We start from the raw sequence: 17,579 nt of genomic DNA, 5'->3' as shown, positions 1-17,579 counted from the left end.
TTCAGGCGGTGCCGTAGCGGATTTCGGCCCGGGCCCGCGCTTTGGCCGCCTCCGCGTCCCTGTCCTTGGCCGGAGCGTGCGTCACCAGCGATTCGAGCAGGTGCTCGGTGGCGTGCGCGATCTCGTGGACGGCCCGGTTGAAGGCTTCCTCGTTGGCTTTGGACGGCTTGGTGCTGCCGCTGATCTTGCGCACGTATTGCAGTGCGGCGGCCTCCACTTCGGCTGCCGTGGCGCGGGGTTCGAAGTTATGCAGGGTATGGATATTGCGGCACATATCCCTATGCTAGGCGCCGGACCGCTCGGGATCGAGGGTTGCGACCGCCTCCGACGGCGTCGCCGGCGGCAGGAAGGTCCCTGCCGCTGCGCCGCGAAGCTCGTCCAGCCGGACGAGGACCACGCCGCCGACAATCAGGACGCCGCCCAGGAGCTGTACGGGCCCGGGCAGTTCACCGAGCAACAGCCATGCCCAGAGCACCGCGAACAGCACTTCGGTGAGCGAGACGAAGGACGCCACCTTGGAGCCGAGGGACCGGGCGGCCACTATGCCGGAGACGTATGCCAGGACCGTTGCGAGCACCACGAGCCCGCCCAGCGCCACCCACCAGGGGGTGGTCCACGGGCCCAGGTGGGTATCGGCGGTGCTGAACGCCATCGGCAGCAGGCCGGTCGCGGCCGCAAGCCACATGACCAACGCGCCCACCATCAGCCCGCCGGAGGCGAGCACGATCGGCGGGAGGGTGTCGTTCTCCTTGGCGGTGATGAAGAAGTAGATCACGAGGCAGACGGCGGCCGCGATCCCCCACAGGACACCCACGGGATCGATCCTGACGGCCCCCGTGAGGTCCAAAACCAGGACCAGGCCGCCCAGGGACAGGACGGCGCCGGCGATGGTCAAGGGGCCCGGACGTTTCCGGCCCGCGGCCCAGAGCCAAAGCACAATCATCACCGGGGCGAGGTACTCGAGCAGCAGGGCGACGCCTACGGAGAGCCGCTCCACTGCGTTGAAGTAGAAAAGCTGGCAGGCAGCGACGCCGATGAGCCCGAAGAGGAGCACGGTGATCCAGTTATCGCGCAGCTGGTGCCAGCGGCCGCGCAGGGCAACGACGGCGGGAACGGCCAGGATCAGCGCGGCCCCCGTGAGGCGCGCCGTGACCGCCGCACCCGGCGTCCAGCCGGTTTCCAGCAGTGCCTTCGCGAACGATCCGGATAGCCCGAACACGGCGGAGGAAAACACCGCCACTCCCAGTCCGGATGCCACGAATCCGGAGGCCACGCGGGCCACGCGGGTCCTGCCGGTTCGAGGCGCGCGCTTTGCGGTTGTCCGCGGGTCGGTGCCCCACGCGTCGGTGCCCCGCGCGTCGGCCGGGTTCCGGGGCGGTGCGTCGGCGGGGCGGTGTGCTGCAGACACGGACTGTCTCCTGTCAGGAGTAAAATGGGGTTATGGTCATGACCGTACGCCACCGCCACGTAAGGAGTCAACATGGTTTTTGCCCCTGACACGGAAGTTGCCTTGCGTTCCGTGGTCCATCTCATCAACACCGCCGCAAACGGCGACGAGGAGCTTGCGACGACGGCGGACCTGGACCGCTTCCTGGCGGCGGAGGGCTTCACGGGCTCGCGGACCCGGGATGCGGCCGAACTCGCCAGCGTGCACCGCCTCCGGAGTGAGCTGGCGGGACTCTGGCTTGCCGGCGAGTCTGCGGCCGTGGACACCCTGAACCGGCTCCTGCGGGAGGCCCGGGCGCTCCCCCAGCTGGTCAAGCACGACCAGTGGGACTGGCACCTGCACGCCACCACACCCGAGGCTCCGCTGGCCGACCGGATGAGCACTGAGGCGGCCATGGCCCTCGTCGATGTGATCCGCAGCAAGGAGATGGACCGGCTGCTGGTCTGCGCGGCGGATGACTGCGACGCGGTGGTGCTGGATCTCAGCCGCAACCGCTCCAAACGCTACTGTGACACCGGAAACTGCGCGAACCGGGCGCACGTTGCGGCCTACCGGGCGCGTAGGGCGGCCTCGTAAGCGCGCAAGGCGGCATCGTGAGCCCGCAGGCGGCGTGAACCGGCGTCGTCAACCCCGCCACGACGGGGCCACCGCGGCTACCGGCCGGCTAGCGAAAATCGTCTCCGGCAGTGCCGTCGGGGTTCGTCCCCGGGGCTTCCGACCCAGGACGTGGCGGGTATCCGCCGGGACCGGAAGCGGGCTTCCGGGAGCTCAGGTTTATGCCCGAGCCCTTGCCCAGGTGCTCGTCGTTGCCTTTGTAGCTCATGGAGAACATGGCTGCCATGACCAGGGTGACGATGAACGCGATGCCGGCACCGGTGAAGGCGAGGTCGAACCGGGGGGCCTTGGCGCTGCCGCCGGAGGCGAAGATGAGGACGGCGACGAAGGCGAGCACTGCCCAGAACGCGGAGAACATGAGGGGTCCCTTGACCGAGGTCCGCAGGCTTCGCGGTTCTCCGGGTTTCTGCTGAGCCAAGGTACTTCCTCCTGGAGCCGACGCCGGGGGCGTGGCGGTTGTGGTGCTGCGGTTGTTTACCGCCATCTGATCTACCGGGTTTTTTTCTATGGCGTTTTTCTACGCCGGGTAGAACCTGTCCTTACTAGTTTACGTCCTTTGCGGAATCCCGCCGCGCATCATGCCGCAGGGTCAATCCCGCAAGCAGCCACAGGACCCCGCCAATGATGGCGCCCCCGCCCGCAACACCGAGGAGCGCGTGCGGCCCCAGGCCGATGAAGAAGGGCAGCGCGGCCGCCGTGCCGATCCCGATCACGCCGGAGGCGGTCCAGTCCCGCGCCAAAACGCTGCGGCCGCGGTTGGTGGTGCCGAGGTACAGTTCCGCAACAGCGGCCAGTCCCAGGCCGAGCGCCCCGAGGACGCCGAAGACGAGGCTGCTCCCGAGCAGCCCGACGGCGGCGCCGGTGCCGGCGAGCAGCGAGCCCGCGGCGGCCAGGATTTTGCCGGCTCCGGTACCGCTCCGGAAGCCCGCCTTGTTGACGCCCCAGATCAACACCGCTCCGGTGCCGAGCAGGTAGAGCCCGGCCGCCCAGCCCATCCCGGCTTCGGTGGGGGAAGCCCAGAATACGGTGAGCGCACCGAAGCCCAGCGCGACGGCGGCCCGGACCAGGACGGGCTTCCAGAGGTCCGCTGCGGCATTCAGGGCGGTGGGCGCATCAGGGTTTGCGGGGAGAGTCACCCGTCCAGTTTAGTGGGACGCGGCCGGGCCGGCGTGCTGCGGTTCAGCGCACGCCGAGCACCATCCACCGGTCCGTACGCGCGCGCAGTCCCAGAGTCAGGGCGCGGGCCAGCATGTAGCCCAGCGAGAACGCCGCCCACAGCCAGAGCAGCCCTGCACCGCCATCGGCCCCGGACATCCACACGGCCAGCAACAGCGGAACGTAGAGGACAAGGTTGACGACGCCCGCGACGGCCAGGTATTTCGCATCCCCCGCCCCGATGAGCACCCCGTCCAGGACGAACACATATCCGGCGATAGGCTGGCCCGCCGCGAGCACCCACAGCGCGAGCGTGAGTGCTGAACGGACCCCCGCATCCGAGGTGAACAGGAGGCCGGCCCACGGAGCGACGAGAGCCAGCACTACGCCGGTGAGCACCCCGAAGCCGAGACCCCACCGGATCATGGTGCCGGTTAGTTCCCTGACCGCCGCCGGATGGCCCGCGCCGAGCTCCTTGCCGATCAGGGCCTGCGCCGCAATGGCGAGGGCGTCCAGCGCGAACGCCAGGAAGGTGAAGACGGTCATCGCGAGCTGGTGCGCAGCGAGATTCACCGGGCCCTGCGCGGTGACCACCAGGACCGTGGCGAGGATGGCAATCCGCAGGCTGAGCGTACGCAGCATCAGCCACGAGCCGACCCGAGTCATTGACCTGATGCCGCGCCAGTCCGGCAGCAGGGACACCCCGTGGCTGCTGGCGTTGCGCCGGACTATCACCACATAGACGAGGGCCATGGCCCACTGCGCAATGCTGGTGCCGACGGCGGAACCCGTGACGGACCAGTGCAGCCCGTAGACCAGGGCGAGATTGAGCAGGATGTTCAGCGTGAAACCGCCGGCAGCGACGACGAGCGGGGTGCGGGTGTCCTGCAGGCCCCGCAGCACACCGGTGCCCGCGAAGATCAGCAGCATCGCGACGAGGCCGGGCATGGCCCAGCGGAGGTAGTCCACGGCGAAGACCCGCACCTCGCCCTGCGCTCCCATGAGCCCCAGGAGAGGGTCGGCGGCAATGAAACCTGCCACCGACAGAATGATTCCCAGCAGCAGGGCGAGCCAGACGCCGTCGCGGCCGGCGGCGAGGGCCTGGGACAGCTGTCCGTTGCCAACCGCCCGGGCCACCGCCGGCGTCGTGGAGTAGGCCAGGAAGACCATCAGGCCCACCACCGTATGCAGCACCGCGGAGGCCAGGCCGACGCCGGCGAGCTGGGCCACGCCGAGGTGGCCGATGATCGCCGAATCGGCGAGCAGGAACAGCGGTTCGGCGATCAGGGCACCGAAGGCCGGGACGGCAAGGCGAAGAATGTCCCGTCGCCGGCTGCCCGGGGCCGGCATGGTGGCGGAGGGCGGGGGAGTCGCATGCACGGAACAACCCTAACCGTGAGGCGGGGGCTCCCGAAGGCAAAGCGCGAAATAATTAGTTGACATTTCAACTAATCACGGTGGAGACTTAATTCTGAACGCAACCGCTGCCGCAGGCCCGAAGTCGCGGAGCTCCCCTTTACGAAACGGTAGAAACCATGAACCAGTCCGTCCTGACCACCTCCGCCCGCACCATCCTGCGCCTCGTCACCGGTTTTCTCTTCGCCGCCCACGGCTGGCAGAAGTTCAACGAATTCACCATCGCGGGCACCCAGGCCTCGTTTGTGAAGATGGGTGTTCCGGCCGCGGAAGTGGCCGCCCCCGTGGTCGCCACCCTGGAACTGGTGGGCGGCCTTGCGCTGATCCTCGGAGTGCTCACCCGCGTATTCGCGGCGCTCCTCGCTCTCGACATGCTGGGCGCCCTGGTCCTGGTCCACGCCCCGGCGGGTGTCTTCGCCGCAAGCGGTGGCTTCGAACTGGTGCTGCTGCTGGCCGCCGCAGCCGCGGCCGTAGCCCTGGTCGGCGCGGGCAAGGTCTCCGCGGACAAGGTGCTGTTCGGCCGGCACGGCTCGAAGCTGGGCGCCCTGGTTTAGGCCCCGCACCTCTCTGTCTGCACGCAGCAGGCTCCACCCCCGGCCATGAGCCGGCACAGCGGGCGGCCACCATTGGTGGCCGCCCGTCGTCGTCCTCCGGGTACCGGCTTGTGGCGGTCCCGGTCGCGATTGTGTCGCTTGCCAGGGCCGGTTCGGCGGAGCCTCAGTAAACTTCCAGCATGAGTCAGACCGCCGCCAACTCCGTGACCCTCCGCTTCCTTGCCGCCCCCACCGACGTCGGCCACAGCGGTTCGGTTGACGCTGGCACCGTGCTGGAGTGGGTGGACAAGGCAGCCTACGCCGCCGCCGTCGGCTGGTCGAAGTCCTACTGCGTGACGGCCTACGTCGGGAACATCCACTTTGCGGACCCGGTCAACAGCGGCGACATGGTTGAGGTCGAAGCCACGATCGTCTACACGGGACGGTCCTCGATGCACATCCGGACCGTTGTCTCCTCGGGCGACCCCAAAGGCGGCCCGGCCACCATGCGCAGCCAATGCATCGTCATCTTCGTTGCCGTCGGTGAAGACGGCAAACCGATTCCCGTGCCGCAGTTTGCACCGGGATCTCCCGCGGAAATCGAGGAGCGGGAGGACGCCATCGCCCGGATCAAGGTCCGCGAGGACATCGTCCAGGCCATGAAAGACCAGGAATATACGGATGCCGGCACGGCTGAACGGGTGGTCCTGCGGTTCATGGCTGCCCCCACAGACGTGAACTGGGGCGGCAAGGTGCACGGCGGGATCGTGATGAAGTGGATCGACGAGGCTGCCTACGTGTGCGCCTCCCGTTACTGCGGGCTGGACACGGTGGCGGTATTTTCCGGCGGCGTCCGCTTCTACCGGCCGCTGCTGATCGGGCACGTGGTGGAGGTTGAGGCGAGGCTGGTCTACACGGGGACCAAGGGCATGCACGTCGCCGTCCACGTCCGCTCCGGAGACCCGAAGGGACGCGAGCTGGCGCTCACGACGTACTGCCTGACCGTGATGGTTGCCCGCGACGAGACCGGCACGTCAGTCCCCATCCCGCAGTGGATTCCCGTGTCCGAGGAAGACAAGCGTCTGCACGCCCACGCCCGTGAGCTGCTTGAGATCCGCGGACGGGCCCCCGGAAACCGGCTGCCCAACCACCTGCTCCCGCCCGGCGACCCGCAGCAGCTTCCCGCGGCAGGCCCACCCGGACGCCGGGGCGGCGCCAGCTGAACGTTAGAAGCCGCCGCCGCCCGCGTCGGCGGCCATGTTGGCAAAGCGTGAGTAGTGGCCCTGGAACGCCACCACTATGTCCTTGGTCGGGCCGTTACGGTGCTTGGCGATGAGGATGTCCGCTTCGCCGGCACGCGGGGATTCCTTGTCATAGACATCCTCGCGGTGCAGCAGGATGACCATGTCGGCGTCCTGCTCGATGGAGCCGGACTCGCGCAGGTCGGAGACCATTGGCCGTTTGTCCTGGCGCTGCTCGGAGCCACGGTTCAGCTGCGACAGGGCGATCACGGGAACCTGTAGCTCCTTGGCGAGCAGTTTCAGCGCACGCGAAAACTCGGACACTTCCTGCTGGCGTGATTCCACCTTCTTGCCGGAGCTCATCAGCTGCAGGTAGTCCAGGATCACGAGTTTGAGGTCGTGCTGCTGCTTGAGGCGGCGGCACTTTGCACGAATTTCCATCAGCGACATGTTGGGGCTGTCGTCAATGAACAGCGGGGCGTCATTCATCCGGCCCATAGTGGTCGCGATCTTGGACCACTGCTCATCCTTGATGGTGCCCTTGCGGAGGTCCTGGAGGCCGATGGTCGCCTCGGCGGACAGCAGGCGCATGGCGATCTCGTTGCGGCCCATTTCCAGTGAGAACATGACGGTGGCGAGGTTGTTCTTGATTGCGGCCGAACGCGCGAAGTCCAGGGCGAAGGTGGACTTGCCGACGGCCGGACGCGCGGCGATGACAATCATCTGGCCCGGATGCAGGCCGTGGGTCAGTTCGTCGAGCTCATAGAAGCCGGTCGGAACACCCGTCATTCCCTCCCCGCGGTGGCCGGAGGCCTCGATCTCGTCGACGGTGGACTCCATGACGTCCTTGAGGACGACGTAGTCTTCCGCCGTACGGCGCTCGGCCACGGCGTACACCTCGGCCTGGGCCTGGTTAACCAGGTCCTCCACTTCACCGTCCTGCCCGTAACCGAGCTGCACGATCTTGGTTCCGGCATTCACCAGGCGGCGCAGGACCGCGCGCTCTGCGACGATTTCGGCGTAGTACCCCGCATTGGCGGCGGTGGGGACGGTCTGGATCAGCTCGTGCAGGTACGCCGGGCCGCCGATCCGGTTGATTTCGCCGCGCTTTGTCAGTTCGTCCGAGACCGTGACAGCGTCGGCAGGTTCACCGCGGCCGTAAAGATCGATGATGGCCTCGTACACCGTCTCATGGGCCGGCCGGTAAAAGTCCTGGCCACGCAGGATCTCGACGACGTCGGCAATGGCGTCCTTGGACAGCATCATGCCGCCCAGCACCGATTGTTCCGCAGGGATGTCCTGCGGCGGCCTGCGGCTGCCCTCGGATGCGCGCGTGCCCTCGAGTGTATCCAGATGCGTTACTGACAAAACTGCCGTCCTCTATCGTGTGCCGCGACGGATGATCATCGCCGGCCTCATAAGCCAACTGCCTGGTGAATGACGTGGTGGCCGCCTTGGTGACCAAGCGCCCAGCCGAGGCGTCCGGCCCGGCGTATCCGACAAGCCCAGTCCTATCAGGGGGCTCCGACAGTGCTGTCGCCGTCACCGAAAACCGGTGCCGGGCACCCCTTCAGGGACACCGGAGAGCCAAAGAAGCTGGGTCCAAGTTCCCGGCCGTCCGCGTCCGGCGCCCGGTCTCCAGCTACGCTATCCCCCCACCGAGCCCGCACCAACCCGCACGGGCCGCGGCGCTGTGGATAACCTGTGCACTTCCGCATCATGCTTGTGCACAGCCTGTGGGAAGTCCTGTGGATAGAATATTAGTTAGCCTCCCAATAGGGCCCTGACCTGCGAAAACGTAGCCTTCACCTTGTGGACACAAAACTTTTTCCGATTATTTTCATCCACAGCCCGCGGCGGCCGCTGGGGATACACAGTCCGAAGGGAAGGCACACAAGGGCCCAAAAACGGGCATTTCGTGACGTCAGTCACGCCCGCGCCGGAATTGACGAAGCGCCCTGCTCCGTGTACGGGCGCCGCCGAAACCTGCTGTGAACAACCGCAATCTGGCTTATGCTCTAAGCATGGGCGAAGTATTGCTGGTCATCCTCCCCGCCCTCATCCTGGCGGCGGTCCTGTGGGCCTTCGCCACGGCCCTCAGACCCCGCGATTTCGGCATGTCGGACGCGGAGCGCTATCAGCTTGAGCTGGCGGCCCGCTCCCAGGCGCACTACGCGGCACAGGTCCAGGCGGCCACGGCGGCGCGGGCCCGGGTGGACGCCGTCACACGTCCAAGCCAGAACGAGCAACAACAGTTTCAGCATGGCCATCAGAGTCCGGCGCTGCCGGGCGGGCAACTGAATCCCCAGCTAACCGGGCAGCTGCAATCGTTGGTCCGGAGCGGCAAGAAGGTCCAGGCCATTAAGCTGTTGCGCCAGGCGACGCACTCAGATCTCTTGACCGCCAAGAGTTACGTAGATCGGCTGTAGTACATGGAATCCCTGATCATCCCCGTCCTGATCCTGGCACTCGTCGGAGCCGGCGTGCTGCTGGCGGCCAAGGCGATCGGCCGGCGCGCGGCCAAGGTCCAGCCGGGTTCAGAGCCAGAGTCCCCCCGGGATCCCGTCGAGCTGGCGCGAACGGCCGCCGCCAGGCTGGACCAGGAACAGCACCGGCGCCTCTACGCCCTCATCGCGCAGGGACAGGCCATGGCAGCCATCAAACTGTACTTTGAGTCCACGGGCGAGGGCCTGCGTGCCTCCCGCGACGCCGTTGGGGCTCTGGCGGCCCACCCGCAGCCGTTCCGGCCGCCTGCTTCCGAGCCGGCCCCTGCCGACGACGAGGACGACACGCCGCAGCGCTTCCCGTACCGCTACCGTGCCATCGCCAGCAAGGGTGACGTCACGCGCGAGGTCAGCAGCAACATGCTCAACGATGAGATCTACGGCCGGATCCGCACTCTTGCCAGGAGCGGCGACACGGAGGCGGCGGCCACAGCGCTGACCCGCCACTCGGATATCTCCATGAAGCAGGCGTTGGAGTTCATCGCCCTGCTGGACGACTGACTCGCCGGCCCCGGCCGGCCGCCGGGGAACGTTTCGCGGGTTCCGCCGGCGGACGGGCACTGTGCAGGATCGCCGGCTAGAAGTCGAAGATCTCCCCGAGCCAGCTTTCCTTCTTCTTGGGCCGCCGGCGGTCGTCGTACCTCGGCTGGTCATAACGGGGACGGTCCCGGCGCTCGTCATAGCGGCGGTCGTCCCGGGGCGGCGCGACGTTGTACAGCGGGGGCGGAAGGTGCCCCTGCGGCGGGGCCACCGGGGCCGCAGCCCCGCCCACGTCCGCCGCACGGTCAATGATCTTGTCGAGCTCGCCGCGGTCCAGCCACACCCCCCGGCATTGCGGACAGTAGTCGATTTCGACGCCGCTTCGTTCGCTCATGATCAGGTCTATTGAATCCACAGGACACTTCATGTCCCGGACAACGAGCGGGCGGCCGGAATGGTTCGGACGAGTCGCGCCGGACGGCCGGGGCTACCGGCCGCCGGAGATGCCGGCGAGCAGCTGCTCGAAGGGCACCGACTCCAGGGGCGCCGGCTTCTGCTGCGGCTGGGTGCCCTGCAACAGGGCGGCAAACTCGCCCGCCGCGGCGTCGATCCGTGCCGAGAGGGGTGACCCGCCGCCGTCGTTGTTTCCCCAGTCCTGCGGGCCGGCAAAGACGGCAGTGGCGGCGACCCTGGTGCGCAGATAGGTGAACAGCGGCCGCATTGCGAAGTCCAGGACCATCTGATGCCGGTCCGTGCCGGCGGTGGCGCCCAGCAGGACGGCCTTGCCTTCCAGCGACTTGGGATCCAGCACGTCGATGAAGGACTTGAACAGGCCGCTGTAGGAGGCGCTGAAGACGGGGCTGACGGCTATGATGCCGTCGGCGGCGTCGATGCCGGCGATCACTTCGGCCAGGCGGGGCGCCGCGTAGCCGGTCACGAAATTGTGGGCGATGTCCACGGCGAGATCCCGGAGTTCGACGACGTCAACGGTGACGGCGTATCCCGCTGCCGCCAGTTGCCGTTCGGCCGAGGCTGCCAGCTGGTCCGCCAGGAGGCGGCTCGACGACGGGACGCCGAGTCCGGCGGAGAGAACGGTGATTCGGCGGGTTTCCACGGGTGCTCCTTGGGTGTCATACGGCCGGTCGGGCCGTTTGCATGCGTTTGCATCTATCTCTAGAAGCGGCGGCCTGCACCGTTTATTCCCGCTCCCCGTTGCCCTGTCACTTTGGGCGCTTTGGCCGCGGAATGGCAGCCACAACCGATAGGGCAACCGGGACACAGGGCCGCGGGCAACCGCGCGCGCCTGATAAGGTGCCCGCACTCTGTCAGACTGCACCCATGGCGGCACACAAGGACCAGAACAAGACCCAGCCGACCGAGGCGTCCGTGGGGGCGTTCCTGGCCGCCGTCGAACATCCGGTCCGTCGGGCCGACGCCTACCGGCTGCTCGACCTGATGTCCGGCATCACCGGCGAACCGGCACAGATGTGGGGTCCCACGATTGTGGGCTTCGGCCGGTACCACTACAAGTACGCCACCGGCCGCGAGGGCGATGCCGCGGCCGTGGGTTTCTCGCCCCGGAAGGGAAGCCTTTCCCTGTACGGCCTGACCTACGGCCAGGAGTCCGCCGCACTGCTGGGCCGGCTGGGCAAGCACAAGACAGGGGCGGGCTGCCTCTATGTCAACAAACTCGACGACGTCGACGAGGCTGTGCTGGCGGAGCTCGTCCGGCTCGGCTACCGGCATGTGACCACGGCGCTGCATCAGGCCTAGGCAGCAGGGACCGCAGCGCCGGGCCCGCCGCCGGGGGGACGCGTGGTGCCGGATTTAACGACAGAAGGCCCCCGAGCCGGGTTCCTCGGGGGAACCGACTGCGGGGGCCTTCCAGCAGACCAGGCTGCTAGCCGGTGAGGGCTACTTGCCTGCGACTACGTCGAGTTCGATCACAGCGGCAACGTCGGCGTGCAGCCGGACGTTGGCCTGGTAGGAACCGACCGACTTGATGTGTGCCGGCAGTTCAACCTTGCGCTTGTCGATGCTGCCAAGGCCAGCGGCCTCAACGGCGTCGGCCACGTCGGCCTGCTTGACGGTGCCGAACAGGCGTCCGGTCTCGCCAGCCTTGACGACGAGCTTGACCGGCTTGGAGGAGAGTGCAGCTGCCTGCTTCTGAGCATCTTCCAGGGAAGCGTGCTCGCGGGCAACGCGGGCAGTCTTGATGGACTCAACCTGCTTCTCGCCACCCTTGGACCAGGTCAGAGCGAAGCCGCGGGGCAGCAGGAAGTTACGTGCGTAACCGTCCTTGACCTCGACAACATCGCCAGCAGCACCGAGACCGGTTACTTCGTGGGTCAGAATGAGCTTTGCCATGTTAGTTAATCCCTTCCTTAGCCGCGGCCAGCGCCGGAGTAAGGCAGCAGAGCAACTTCGCGGGCGTTCTTGATTGCCTGGGCGATCTTGCGCTGTTCCTGCACCGTGACGCCAGTGACGCGACGGGCGCGGATCTTTCCGCGGTCGGAGATGAACTTGCGCAGCAATGCTACGTCCTTGTAGTCGATGACAGTGATGTCAGCGGCCTTCAAGGGGTTGGACTTTGGTTTGGGCTTACGGAGTTCAGCCTTAGCCATCGTGGAGCTCCTATTCGATGGAGCCCGTGGACATTGATCCACGGGATGGTGGTGATCCGACGCTGGCCTGCGGGAGTCCGCCTTTTGGGCGGGCCGTCAGGGTCGGCGTTGAACCTTTAAATGTTGTTTAGAAGGGAGGTTCGGAATCCGGGCCGTTGCCCCAGCCGCCACCAGCATTGCTGACACCGGGCGTAGCCCAGGGGTCATCCTGCTGTGCGGGCTGGTTGCCGCCCCAGGTTCCGCCGGAATTGCCGCCCTGGTTTCCACCAGAGCCGCCACCGAAGCCACCGCCGCTGTTGCCGCCGCCGAAGCCGCCCTGGGAGCCGTTTCCGGCACCCCCACCGCCGGAGCGCTGGGTGCGGTTGACCTTGGCGTTGGCGTAGCGCAGGCTGGGGCCGATTTCGTCGACTTCCAGCTCGATAACGGTGCGCTTCTCGCCTTCCTTGGTTTCGTAGGAACGGCTCTTCAGGCGGCCGGAAACGATCACCCGCATGCCCTTGGTGAGGGACTCGGCGACGTTTTCGGCTGCTTCGCGCCATACCGACGCGCGGAGGAACAGGGTTTCCCCGTCCTTCCACTCATTGGACTGGCGGTCGAAAGTGCGGGGAGTAGAAGCGATGGTGAAGTTCGCTACTGCCGAACCGGACGGTGTGAACCTCAGTTCGGGGTCATTGGTGAGATTACCGATGACCGTAATAGTGGTTTCGCCTGCCATCTACTGCCTCCTTGTTCGTTCCTGCGGGGTTGAAGTGTGAAAACCGGGGCTGAGATTACTCAGCAACGACCTTCTGTACCTCGGGGCGAGTGATCTTGGTGCGCATGATGGTCTCGTTGAGACTCAGCTGGCGGTCAAGTTCCTTGGCGGTAGCCGGCTCAGCGGTGAAGTTCACCACGGCGTAGATACCCTCAGACTTCTTCTGGATTTCGTAGGCCAGGCGACGACGGCCCCAGATGTCAACCTTTTCGATGGTTCCACCATCGTTGGTGATGACACTCAGGAACTTCTGAAGCGTTGGCTCAACGGTACGCTCTTCGACCTCGGGGTCGATGATTACCATCAATTCATAAGGACGCATATGTGAACCCACCTCCTTTGGGCTAAGCGGTTACGGCATTTCCGTAACAGGAGGTTCATTTGCGGTGCCTAGCGCGTCGCAACACCCCCGGAACGGGGGCAGGGCGCAGCACAGACTTCAATAGCTTAGTGCATGCGGGGTGCTTTCCGCGATTCCTTGGCCCCACCGTACGGGCTTCACAACCGTTCCGGAAGGACGCCGGCCGCCATGTGGACAACCGGCGCGGCCGGCGACGGGCCGGTGGGCGACAGCGGCCCCGGTGGGCCGGCGGAAGACGCCGGCAGCGGGCAGCGTGCCATGATCGGGGAATGAACACCGGATCCGCCTCCCGAGGTACCGTGCCCACGCGCAGGAGCCGCCTGCGCTTCGCCGTCATGCTGCTGGCCGGGCTGGCCGCCGCCACCGCCGCCGCCCTCACCGGCCGCTGGGTGCAGGCTCCCACGATCTTCTGGGACGTCGCCGCGCTGACCTATCTGGTCTGGGTGTGGCTGGTGATCGGACGCATGGACCCGGAGCAGACACGTTCCCATGCCACCGCGGAGGATCCGTCGCGGGGCGCCACGGACCTGCTGATCCTGGCCGCGAACGTGGCCAGCCTTGCGGCGGTGGGAGCCGTCGTCGCTGACTCCCATAACAACTCGGAGGGCCTGACCCGGCTCGGCGGCGGACTGTTGGCCCTCGCCTCCGTGGCTTTGTCATGGATGCTGGTCCAGACGCTTTTCACCCTGCGCTACGCCCAGTTGTACTACAGCACCGGGCGGAAAGCCGGCTCCGAGGTGGGCGGAGTGGACTTCAACCAGAAGCGGCCGCCGCAGTACACGGACTTCGCCTACCTCGCAACGAGCCTGGGCATGACCTACCAGGTGTCGGACACGGCCCTGCAGAACCACGGCATCCGCGCCGAGGCCCTCAAGCACAGCCTGCTCTCCTACGTCTTCGGCACGGTCATCCTGGCGGCCACCATCAACCTTGTGATCGGGCTCGCCGCCTAGCCCGGCCGGCAGGGCCGGGCGCTCACCCGGCCGCGGAGCCGGGGCAGCGGAGGCCTATGCCGCCGTTCGGAAGAAATACTCCGTCACCTTGGCCAGCCGGTAGGGGTCCTCGACTCCGCAGAGCTCGCGGGCGGAGTGCATCGAAAGCAGGGGCACGCCGACGTCGACCGTCCTGATCCCTAAACGGGTAGCGGTGAGCGGGCCGATGGTGGAGCCGCAGGGCATCACGTTGTTGGAGACGAACTCCTGGTAGGGGATCCCTGCTTCGGTGCACAGGCGCGCCCAGAGGGCGGCCCCCGGAGCGTCGGTGGCGTAGCGCTGGTTGGCGTTGATTTTCAGCAGCGGGCCGCCGTTGAGTGCGGGGCGGTTGGCGGGGTCGTGCCGCTCGGGGTAGTTCGGGTGTATAGCGTGGCCGGCGTCGGCAGAGACACAGAACGACGCCGCAAACGCCTGCCGCCGCTGGCTCGCCGAGGCCCCGAGGCCATCGGAGATCCGCACCAGGACGTCCTCCAGGATGGGTCCGCAGGCGCCGGAGCGGGACGCGGACCCGATTTCCTCGTGGTCGAAAGCCGCCAGAACGGCGATCGGCGCGTCCGCCGGCAGCGTGGACTGGGCATGGGCGATCAGGGCCTGGAGCCCGGCGTGGGTTGAGGAGAGGTTGTCCAGCCGGCCAGAGGCGAAGAACTCGTTCTTTGCGCCGAAGACGGCGGGCGCCTGGGTGTCCGCGATCACGACGTCGTAGCCGCCGATCTTCGCCGGATCGACCTTCGCCGACCCGACCCGTGCTGCGAGCAATGCCAGCAGGTCCTCCCCGGCTGGATCGCCAAGGCCGAAGACGGGGTTCATGTGCTGCTGCTTGTCCAGAACCAGCCCGTCGTTCACGGCGCGGTCAAGGTGGATGGCCAGTTGGGGGAAGCGGAGCAGCGGCCCCGTGGCGGTCAAGTGTTGTGTGCCGTCAAGCATGACGAGCCGCCCGGCGAGCTGCAGTTCCCGGTCCAGCCAGGAGTTGAGCAGCGGCCCTCCGTAGACCTCGACGCCGGCCTGCAGCCAGCCGAACTTTCCGGTGGTCGGCTTGGGCTTGAGTTTGAAGGAGGGCGAATCCGTGTGGGCGCCCAGGATGTTGAAGGCGGTGGTGGGGCCGGCGCCCTCGGGTATCACCCAGGCGATCAGGGCGCCGTCGCGGATCACGTAGTGCTTGCCGGCCTTGCCTGCCGATTCGTCCCAGGGCTGCATTTCGTCCAGCACGGTGAAACCGGCCTCATCCAGCCGGCGCGCCGCCTCCTGGACGGCATGGAAACTGGACGGCGACGCGGAGACGTATGCGCCCAGGTCCTGGATGTGGGCAGTGGCACTGGCATGGGTAGGCATGGCACCGAGTCTAACGCCGCACCAGAGCCGCGATGCCCGCCCCGGCAGCGCCCCGGCCCTGGGCTGCTACGAGGACCGGACACGTCCCCCGTCCACCCCCGGACATGCCCTCCTCCAGCGTGGAGGAATGGGCATGTCCCCCTTCCCACCGCCGGGTACTGGGGATGTCCCAGCCTACGAGGACATGCTCTCCGGTCGCGCCGACGAATGGGCATGTCCCCCTCCGGGCACGCCCAGCACCGGACATGCCCTCCTCTAGGGCTGAAGGAGGGGCATGGCGCCAATATGTTTATTCCTGGGCTTGAGAGCGGAGCATGTCCAGCGGTGGCGAGGCACGAGAACGGAGCATGCCCTGCGGCCGCGGGCCACAACGGAGCATGTCCAGTGCCCGCGGGTCCGGCCGACGGAAATCCGGGTCCAGGTCCGGGTCCCGTCGTGCCTGGCACCTATCAGGCTCTTCCCGCGCCGAGGGCGGGCTCCTGGGCGGCTTCTTCAGCCGGGGCTTCTTCGGCCGGGGCTTTTGCGGGCAGGCCGGCGGACGTCCCGCCTTGCTTCCGGTAGCGCCACAGACCAATGCCGACAACGACGGCCGCGAGGGCGAGCGAAAGCAGCAGCGATTCCCGCGTTGACTCCAGGATCACCATGCCGATCAGCAGGGCCACGATGCTGACGATGGACACCCAGGTCAGGTACGGGAAGAGCCACATCTTCAGCTGCAGGTCCTTGGCTGCCGCACCCATCCGGCGGCGCAGGATCAGCTGCGAGCTGGAAATGACCAGCCAGACGAACAACGCGATGGCACCGGATGTGTTGACGAGGAACAGGAACACCGTGTCCGGAGCAATGTAGTTCAGGCCCACGGTAATGAAGCCGACAACCGTGGAGGCGAGAACCGCCGAGGCCGGGACGCCGCGCCTGGAAATGCGCATCCAGGATTTGGGGGCGTCGCCGCGGCTGGAGAGCGAGTAGAGCATCCGGCTGGCCGTGTAGAGCCCTGAGTTCAGGCAGGACAGCACGCTGGTCAGAACCACGATGTCCATGATGGTGCCGGCGCCGGGGATACCGAAGAGTTCGATCACGGCGACGTAGGGGCTCTTGGCCACCGACGCGGAGTTCCAGGGCAGCAGGGTCACCACCACGGCAATTGAGCCGATGTAGAAGACCAGGATGCGCCAGACAGTGGACTTGACCGCCTTCTTCACTGCGTCGACCGGATTTTCGGATTCACCCGCCGCGATGGTCGCGATTTCGGCGCCGAAGAAGGAGAAGACAACCACCAGGATGCCCGCCAGCACCGCGCCGGGGCCGTTGGGCAGGAAGCCGCCGTTATCAATCAGGTTGCTCAGTCCCGGGGCAGGGACGCCGGGGATGAGCCCGAGGATCGCGGCCACGCCGAACAGCAGGAACAGCACGATCGCCGCCACCTTGATGGAGGCAAACCAGAATTCGAACTCTCCATAGGACTTCACCGAGCCCAGGTTGGTAAGGGTCAGCAGGACCATGAGGACCAGCGCCCAGACCCACTGGTCGACGCCCGGAACCCAGCGGTGCATGATGGCCGCCCCCGCCGTCGCCTCGATGCCAAGCACGATGATCCAGAACCACGCGTAAAGCCAGCCGATGCTGAATCCGGCCCAGCGGCCGAGCGCCTTGTCCGCGTACGTGGAAAAGGAACCGGTTTCCGGGTTGGCCGCCGCCATTTCCCCGAGCATGCGCATGACCATGATGACCACGAGGCCCGCGGCCATGTAGGCGATGAGGATGCCAGGTCCTGCCTGCTGAATGGCGGCACCGGAGCCGACGAAGAGCCCGGCACCAATCACGCCGGCGATGGCGATCATGGACAAATGCCGCGGTTTAAGGGATTTCGAGAGTTGCTGGTCAGCCTGCATGTAGCGCCGTCCTAAGAGGGGATGTTGGTGCGTCAGCGATGGCCCGGCCTGATGTGCGGCGGGCCACAGTGTCGTCCCACAGTAGACCGGGGCGCGCGCTCCGCGTTCTGTGCAGTGCGACAAATGACGCGCCGCGCAATCAGGCGGGAATACAGGAGGAAGATCTATTTGGCAACTTTGGTTGCCTCCGAGGCAACACTACGATGTGCCTGAAACCACTGGCACCGGACCGTGGC

21 protein-coding genes are annotated in these 17,579 nt (G+C 66.8%); 7 read left to right on the top strand and 14 right to left on the bottom strand.

All coding sequences use genetic code 11. The annotated features are described in order from the left end of the window. Window position 1 precedes the first annotated feature (1 nt). Both QFZ65_RS01865 and QFZ65_RS01860 read right to left on the bottom strand, forming a co-directional pair. Window positions 2-274: a DUF2277 domain-containing protein gene (locus QFZ65_RS01865; protein ID WP_306907833.1), complete on the bottom strand. Its 273-nt coding sequence runs from the start codon at window positions 272-274 to the stop codon at window positions 2-4. A gap of 9 nt (window positions 275-283) precedes the next feature. Continuing rightward, window positions 284-1,282: a DMT family transporter gene (locus tag QFZ65_RS01860; protein ID WP_306912474.1), complete on the bottom strand. Its 999-nt coding sequence runs from the start codon at window positions 1,280-1,282 to the stop codon at window positions 284-286. A gap of 198 nt (window positions 1,283-1,480) precedes the next feature. On the opposite strand from QFZ65_RS01860, the gene QFZ65_RS01855 reads away from it, so the two are divergent. Continuing rightward, window positions 1,481-2,023, top strand: a complete 543-nt coding sequence (locus tag QFZ65_RS01855; RefSeq protein ID WP_306907830.1) for a CGNR zinc finger domain-containing protein — start codon at window positions 1,481-1,483, stop codon at window positions 2,021-2,023. 88 nt (window positions 2,024-2,111) lie between these two features. Here QFZ65_RS01855 and QFZ65_RS01850 read toward each other — a convergent pair whose 3' ends face one another. The 3 genes from QFZ65_RS01850 to QFZ65_RS01840 all read right to left on the bottom strand — a co-directional run bounded on the left by QFZ65_RS01850 (window position 2,112) and on the right by QFZ65_RS01840 (window position 4,567). Further along, entirely contained in the window at window positions 2,112-2,480 is a 369-nt protein-coding gene (locus tag QFZ65_RS01850) for a hypothetical protein (RefSeq protein WP_306907828.1), read from the bottom strand. 124 nt (window positions 2,481-2,604) lie between these two features. Continuing rightward, window positions 2,605-3,198, bottom strand: coding sequence for a hypothetical protein (locus QFZ65_RS01845; protein WP_306907826.1), 594 nt, complete (start codon window positions 3,196-3,198; stop codon window positions 2,605-2,607). A 43-nt stretch (window positions 3,199-3,241) separates the two neighbouring features. Beyond that, window positions 3,242-4,567, bottom strand: coding sequence for an MATE family efflux transporter (locus QFZ65_RS01840; RefSeq protein WP_306912473.1), 1,326 nt, complete (start codon window positions 4,565-4,567; stop codon window positions 3,242-3,244). Between the two features lie 185 nt (window positions 4,568-4,752). On the opposite strand from QFZ65_RS01840, the gene QFZ65_RS01835 reads away from it, so the two are divergent. Both QFZ65_RS01835 and QFZ65_RS01830 read left to right on the top strand, forming a co-directional pair. Continuing rightward, the gene (locus QFZ65_RS01835) at window positions 4,753-5,187 is read left to right on the top strand and encodes a DoxX family protein (RefSeq protein ID WP_306907824.1); all 435 of its coding nucleotides are present in this window, start codon (window positions 4,753-4,755) and stop codon (window positions 5,185-5,187) included. A gap of 179 nt (window positions 5,188-5,366) precedes the next feature. Continuing rightward, the gene (locus QFZ65_RS01830; protein ID WP_306907822.1) at window positions 5,367-6,389 is read left to right on the top strand and encodes an acyl-CoA thioesterase; all 1,023 of its coding nucleotides are present in this window, start codon (window positions 5,367-5,369) and stop codon (window positions 6,387-6,389) included. Window positions 6,390-6,392: 3 nt separating this feature from the next. Here QFZ65_RS01830 and dnaB read toward each other — a convergent pair whose 3' ends face one another. Then, entirely contained in the window at window positions 6,393-7,775 is a 1,383-nt protein-coding gene (gene dnaB, locus QFZ65_RS01825) for a replicative DNA helicase (RefSeq protein ID WP_306907820.1), read from the bottom strand. Between the two features lie 656 nt (window positions 7,776-8,431). Here dnaB and QFZ65_RS01820 point away from each other — a divergent pair. Together QFZ65_RS01820 and QFZ65_RS01815 are read left to right on the top strand one after the other, a co-directional pair. Then, window positions 8,432-8,836: a hypothetical protein gene (locus tag QFZ65_RS01820; protein ID WP_306907818.1), complete on the top strand. Its 405-nt coding sequence runs from the start codon at window positions 8,432-8,434 to the stop codon at window positions 8,834-8,836. Between the two features lie 3 nt (window positions 8,837-8,839). Further along, window positions 8,840-9,412 (top strand): hypothetical protein, encoded by a 573-nt coding sequence (locus QFZ65_RS01815; RefSeq protein ID WP_306907816.1) that lies wholly within the window; start codon window positions 8,840-8,842, stop codon window positions 9,410-9,412. Between the two features lie 76 nt (window positions 9,413-9,488). Here the strand turns inward: QFZ65_RS01815 and QFZ65_RS01810 are convergent, their stop codons facing one another. Then, the gene (locus QFZ65_RS01810) at window positions 9,489-9,818 is read right to left on the bottom strand and encodes a zf-TFIIB domain-containing protein (RefSeq protein ID WP_306907814.1); all 330 of its coding nucleotides are present in this window, start codon (window positions 9,816-9,818) and stop codon (window positions 9,489-9,491) included. A 60-nt stretch (window positions 9,819-9,878) separates the two neighbouring features. After that, the gene (locus QFZ65_RS01805) at window positions 9,879-10,505 is read right to left on the bottom strand and encodes an FMN reductase (protein ID WP_306907812.1); all 627 of its coding nucleotides are present in this window, start codon (window positions 10,503-10,505) and stop codon (window positions 9,879-9,881) included. Window positions 10,506-10,729: 224 nt separating this feature from the next. Here QFZ65_RS01805 and QFZ65_RS01800 point away from each other — a divergent pair, with 224 nt between their 5' ends. Continuing rightward, the gene (locus QFZ65_RS01800) at window positions 10,730-11,164 is read left to right on the top strand and encodes a DUF1801 domain-containing protein (RefSeq protein ID WP_306907810.1); all 435 of its coding nucleotides are present in this window, start codon (window positions 10,730-10,732) and stop codon (window positions 11,162-11,164) included. Window positions 11,165-11,305: 141 nt separating this feature from the next. Here QFZ65_RS01800 and rplI read toward each other — a convergent pair whose 3' ends face one another. From rplI to rpsF, 4 genes are all read right to left on the bottom strand, one after another. After that, a complete protein-coding gene (gene rplI / locus QFZ65_RS01795) occupies window positions 11,306-11,758 on the bottom strand; it encodes a 50S ribosomal protein L9 (RefSeq protein WP_306907808.1) in 453 nt (150 codons plus the stop codon). A gap of 17 nt (window positions 11,759-11,775) precedes the next feature. Further along, the gene (gene rpsR / locus QFZ65_RS01790; RefSeq protein ID WP_003800144.1) at window positions 11,776-12,015 is read right to left on the bottom strand and encodes a 30S ribosomal protein S18; all 240 of its coding nucleotides are present in this window, start codon (window positions 12,013-12,015) and stop codon (window positions 11,776-11,778) included. A 127-nt stretch (window positions 12,016-12,142) separates the two neighbouring features. Then, complete coding sequence (locus QFZ65_RS01785; RefSeq protein WP_306907806.1) at window positions 12,143-12,730, bottom strand: single-stranded DNA-binding protein; 588 nt, start codon at window positions 12,728-12,730, stop codon at window positions 12,143-12,145. 55 nt (window positions 12,731-12,785) lie between these two features. Continuing rightward, entirely contained in the window at window positions 12,786-13,091 is a 306-nt protein-coding gene (rpsF, locus tag QFZ65_RS01780) for a 30S ribosomal protein S6 (RefSeq protein WP_232084085.1), read from the bottom strand. Window positions 13,092-13,399: 308 nt separating this feature from the next. Between rpsF and QFZ65_RS01775 the strand changes: the two genes are divergently transcribed. Continuing rightward, window positions 13,400-14,083 carry a DUF1345 domain-containing protein gene (locus QFZ65_RS01775; protein WP_306907803.1) on the top strand — a complete coding sequence of 228 codons (684 nt, stop codon included), beginning with the start codon at window positions 13,400-13,402 and terminating at the stop codon, window positions 14,081-14,083. Window positions 14,084-14,137: 54 nt separating this feature from the next. Here QFZ65_RS01775 and QFZ65_RS01770 read toward each other — a convergent pair whose 3' ends face one another. Further along, window positions 14,138-15,451: a M18 family aminopeptidase gene (locus QFZ65_RS01770; protein WP_306907800.1), complete on the bottom strand. Its 1,314-nt coding sequence runs from the start codon at window positions 15,449-15,451 to the stop codon at window positions 14,138-14,140. 449 nt (window positions 15,452-15,900) lie between these two features. Then, entirely contained in the window at window positions 15,901-17,343 is a 1,443-nt protein-coding gene (locus tag QFZ65_RS01765; protein ID WP_306907799.1) for an amino acid permease, read from the bottom strand. Window positions 17,344-17,579 lie beyond the last annotated feature (236 nt).

The sequence above is a fragment of the Arthrobacter sp. B3I9 genome (assembly GCF_030816935.1).
Taxonomy (GTDB): domain Bacteria; phylum Actinomycetota; class Actinomycetes; order Actinomycetales; family Micrococcaceae; genus Arthrobacter.
The sequence above is the reverse complement of the archived record's forward strand: the minus strand, read 5'-3'. Positions and strand labels throughout refer to the sequence as shown.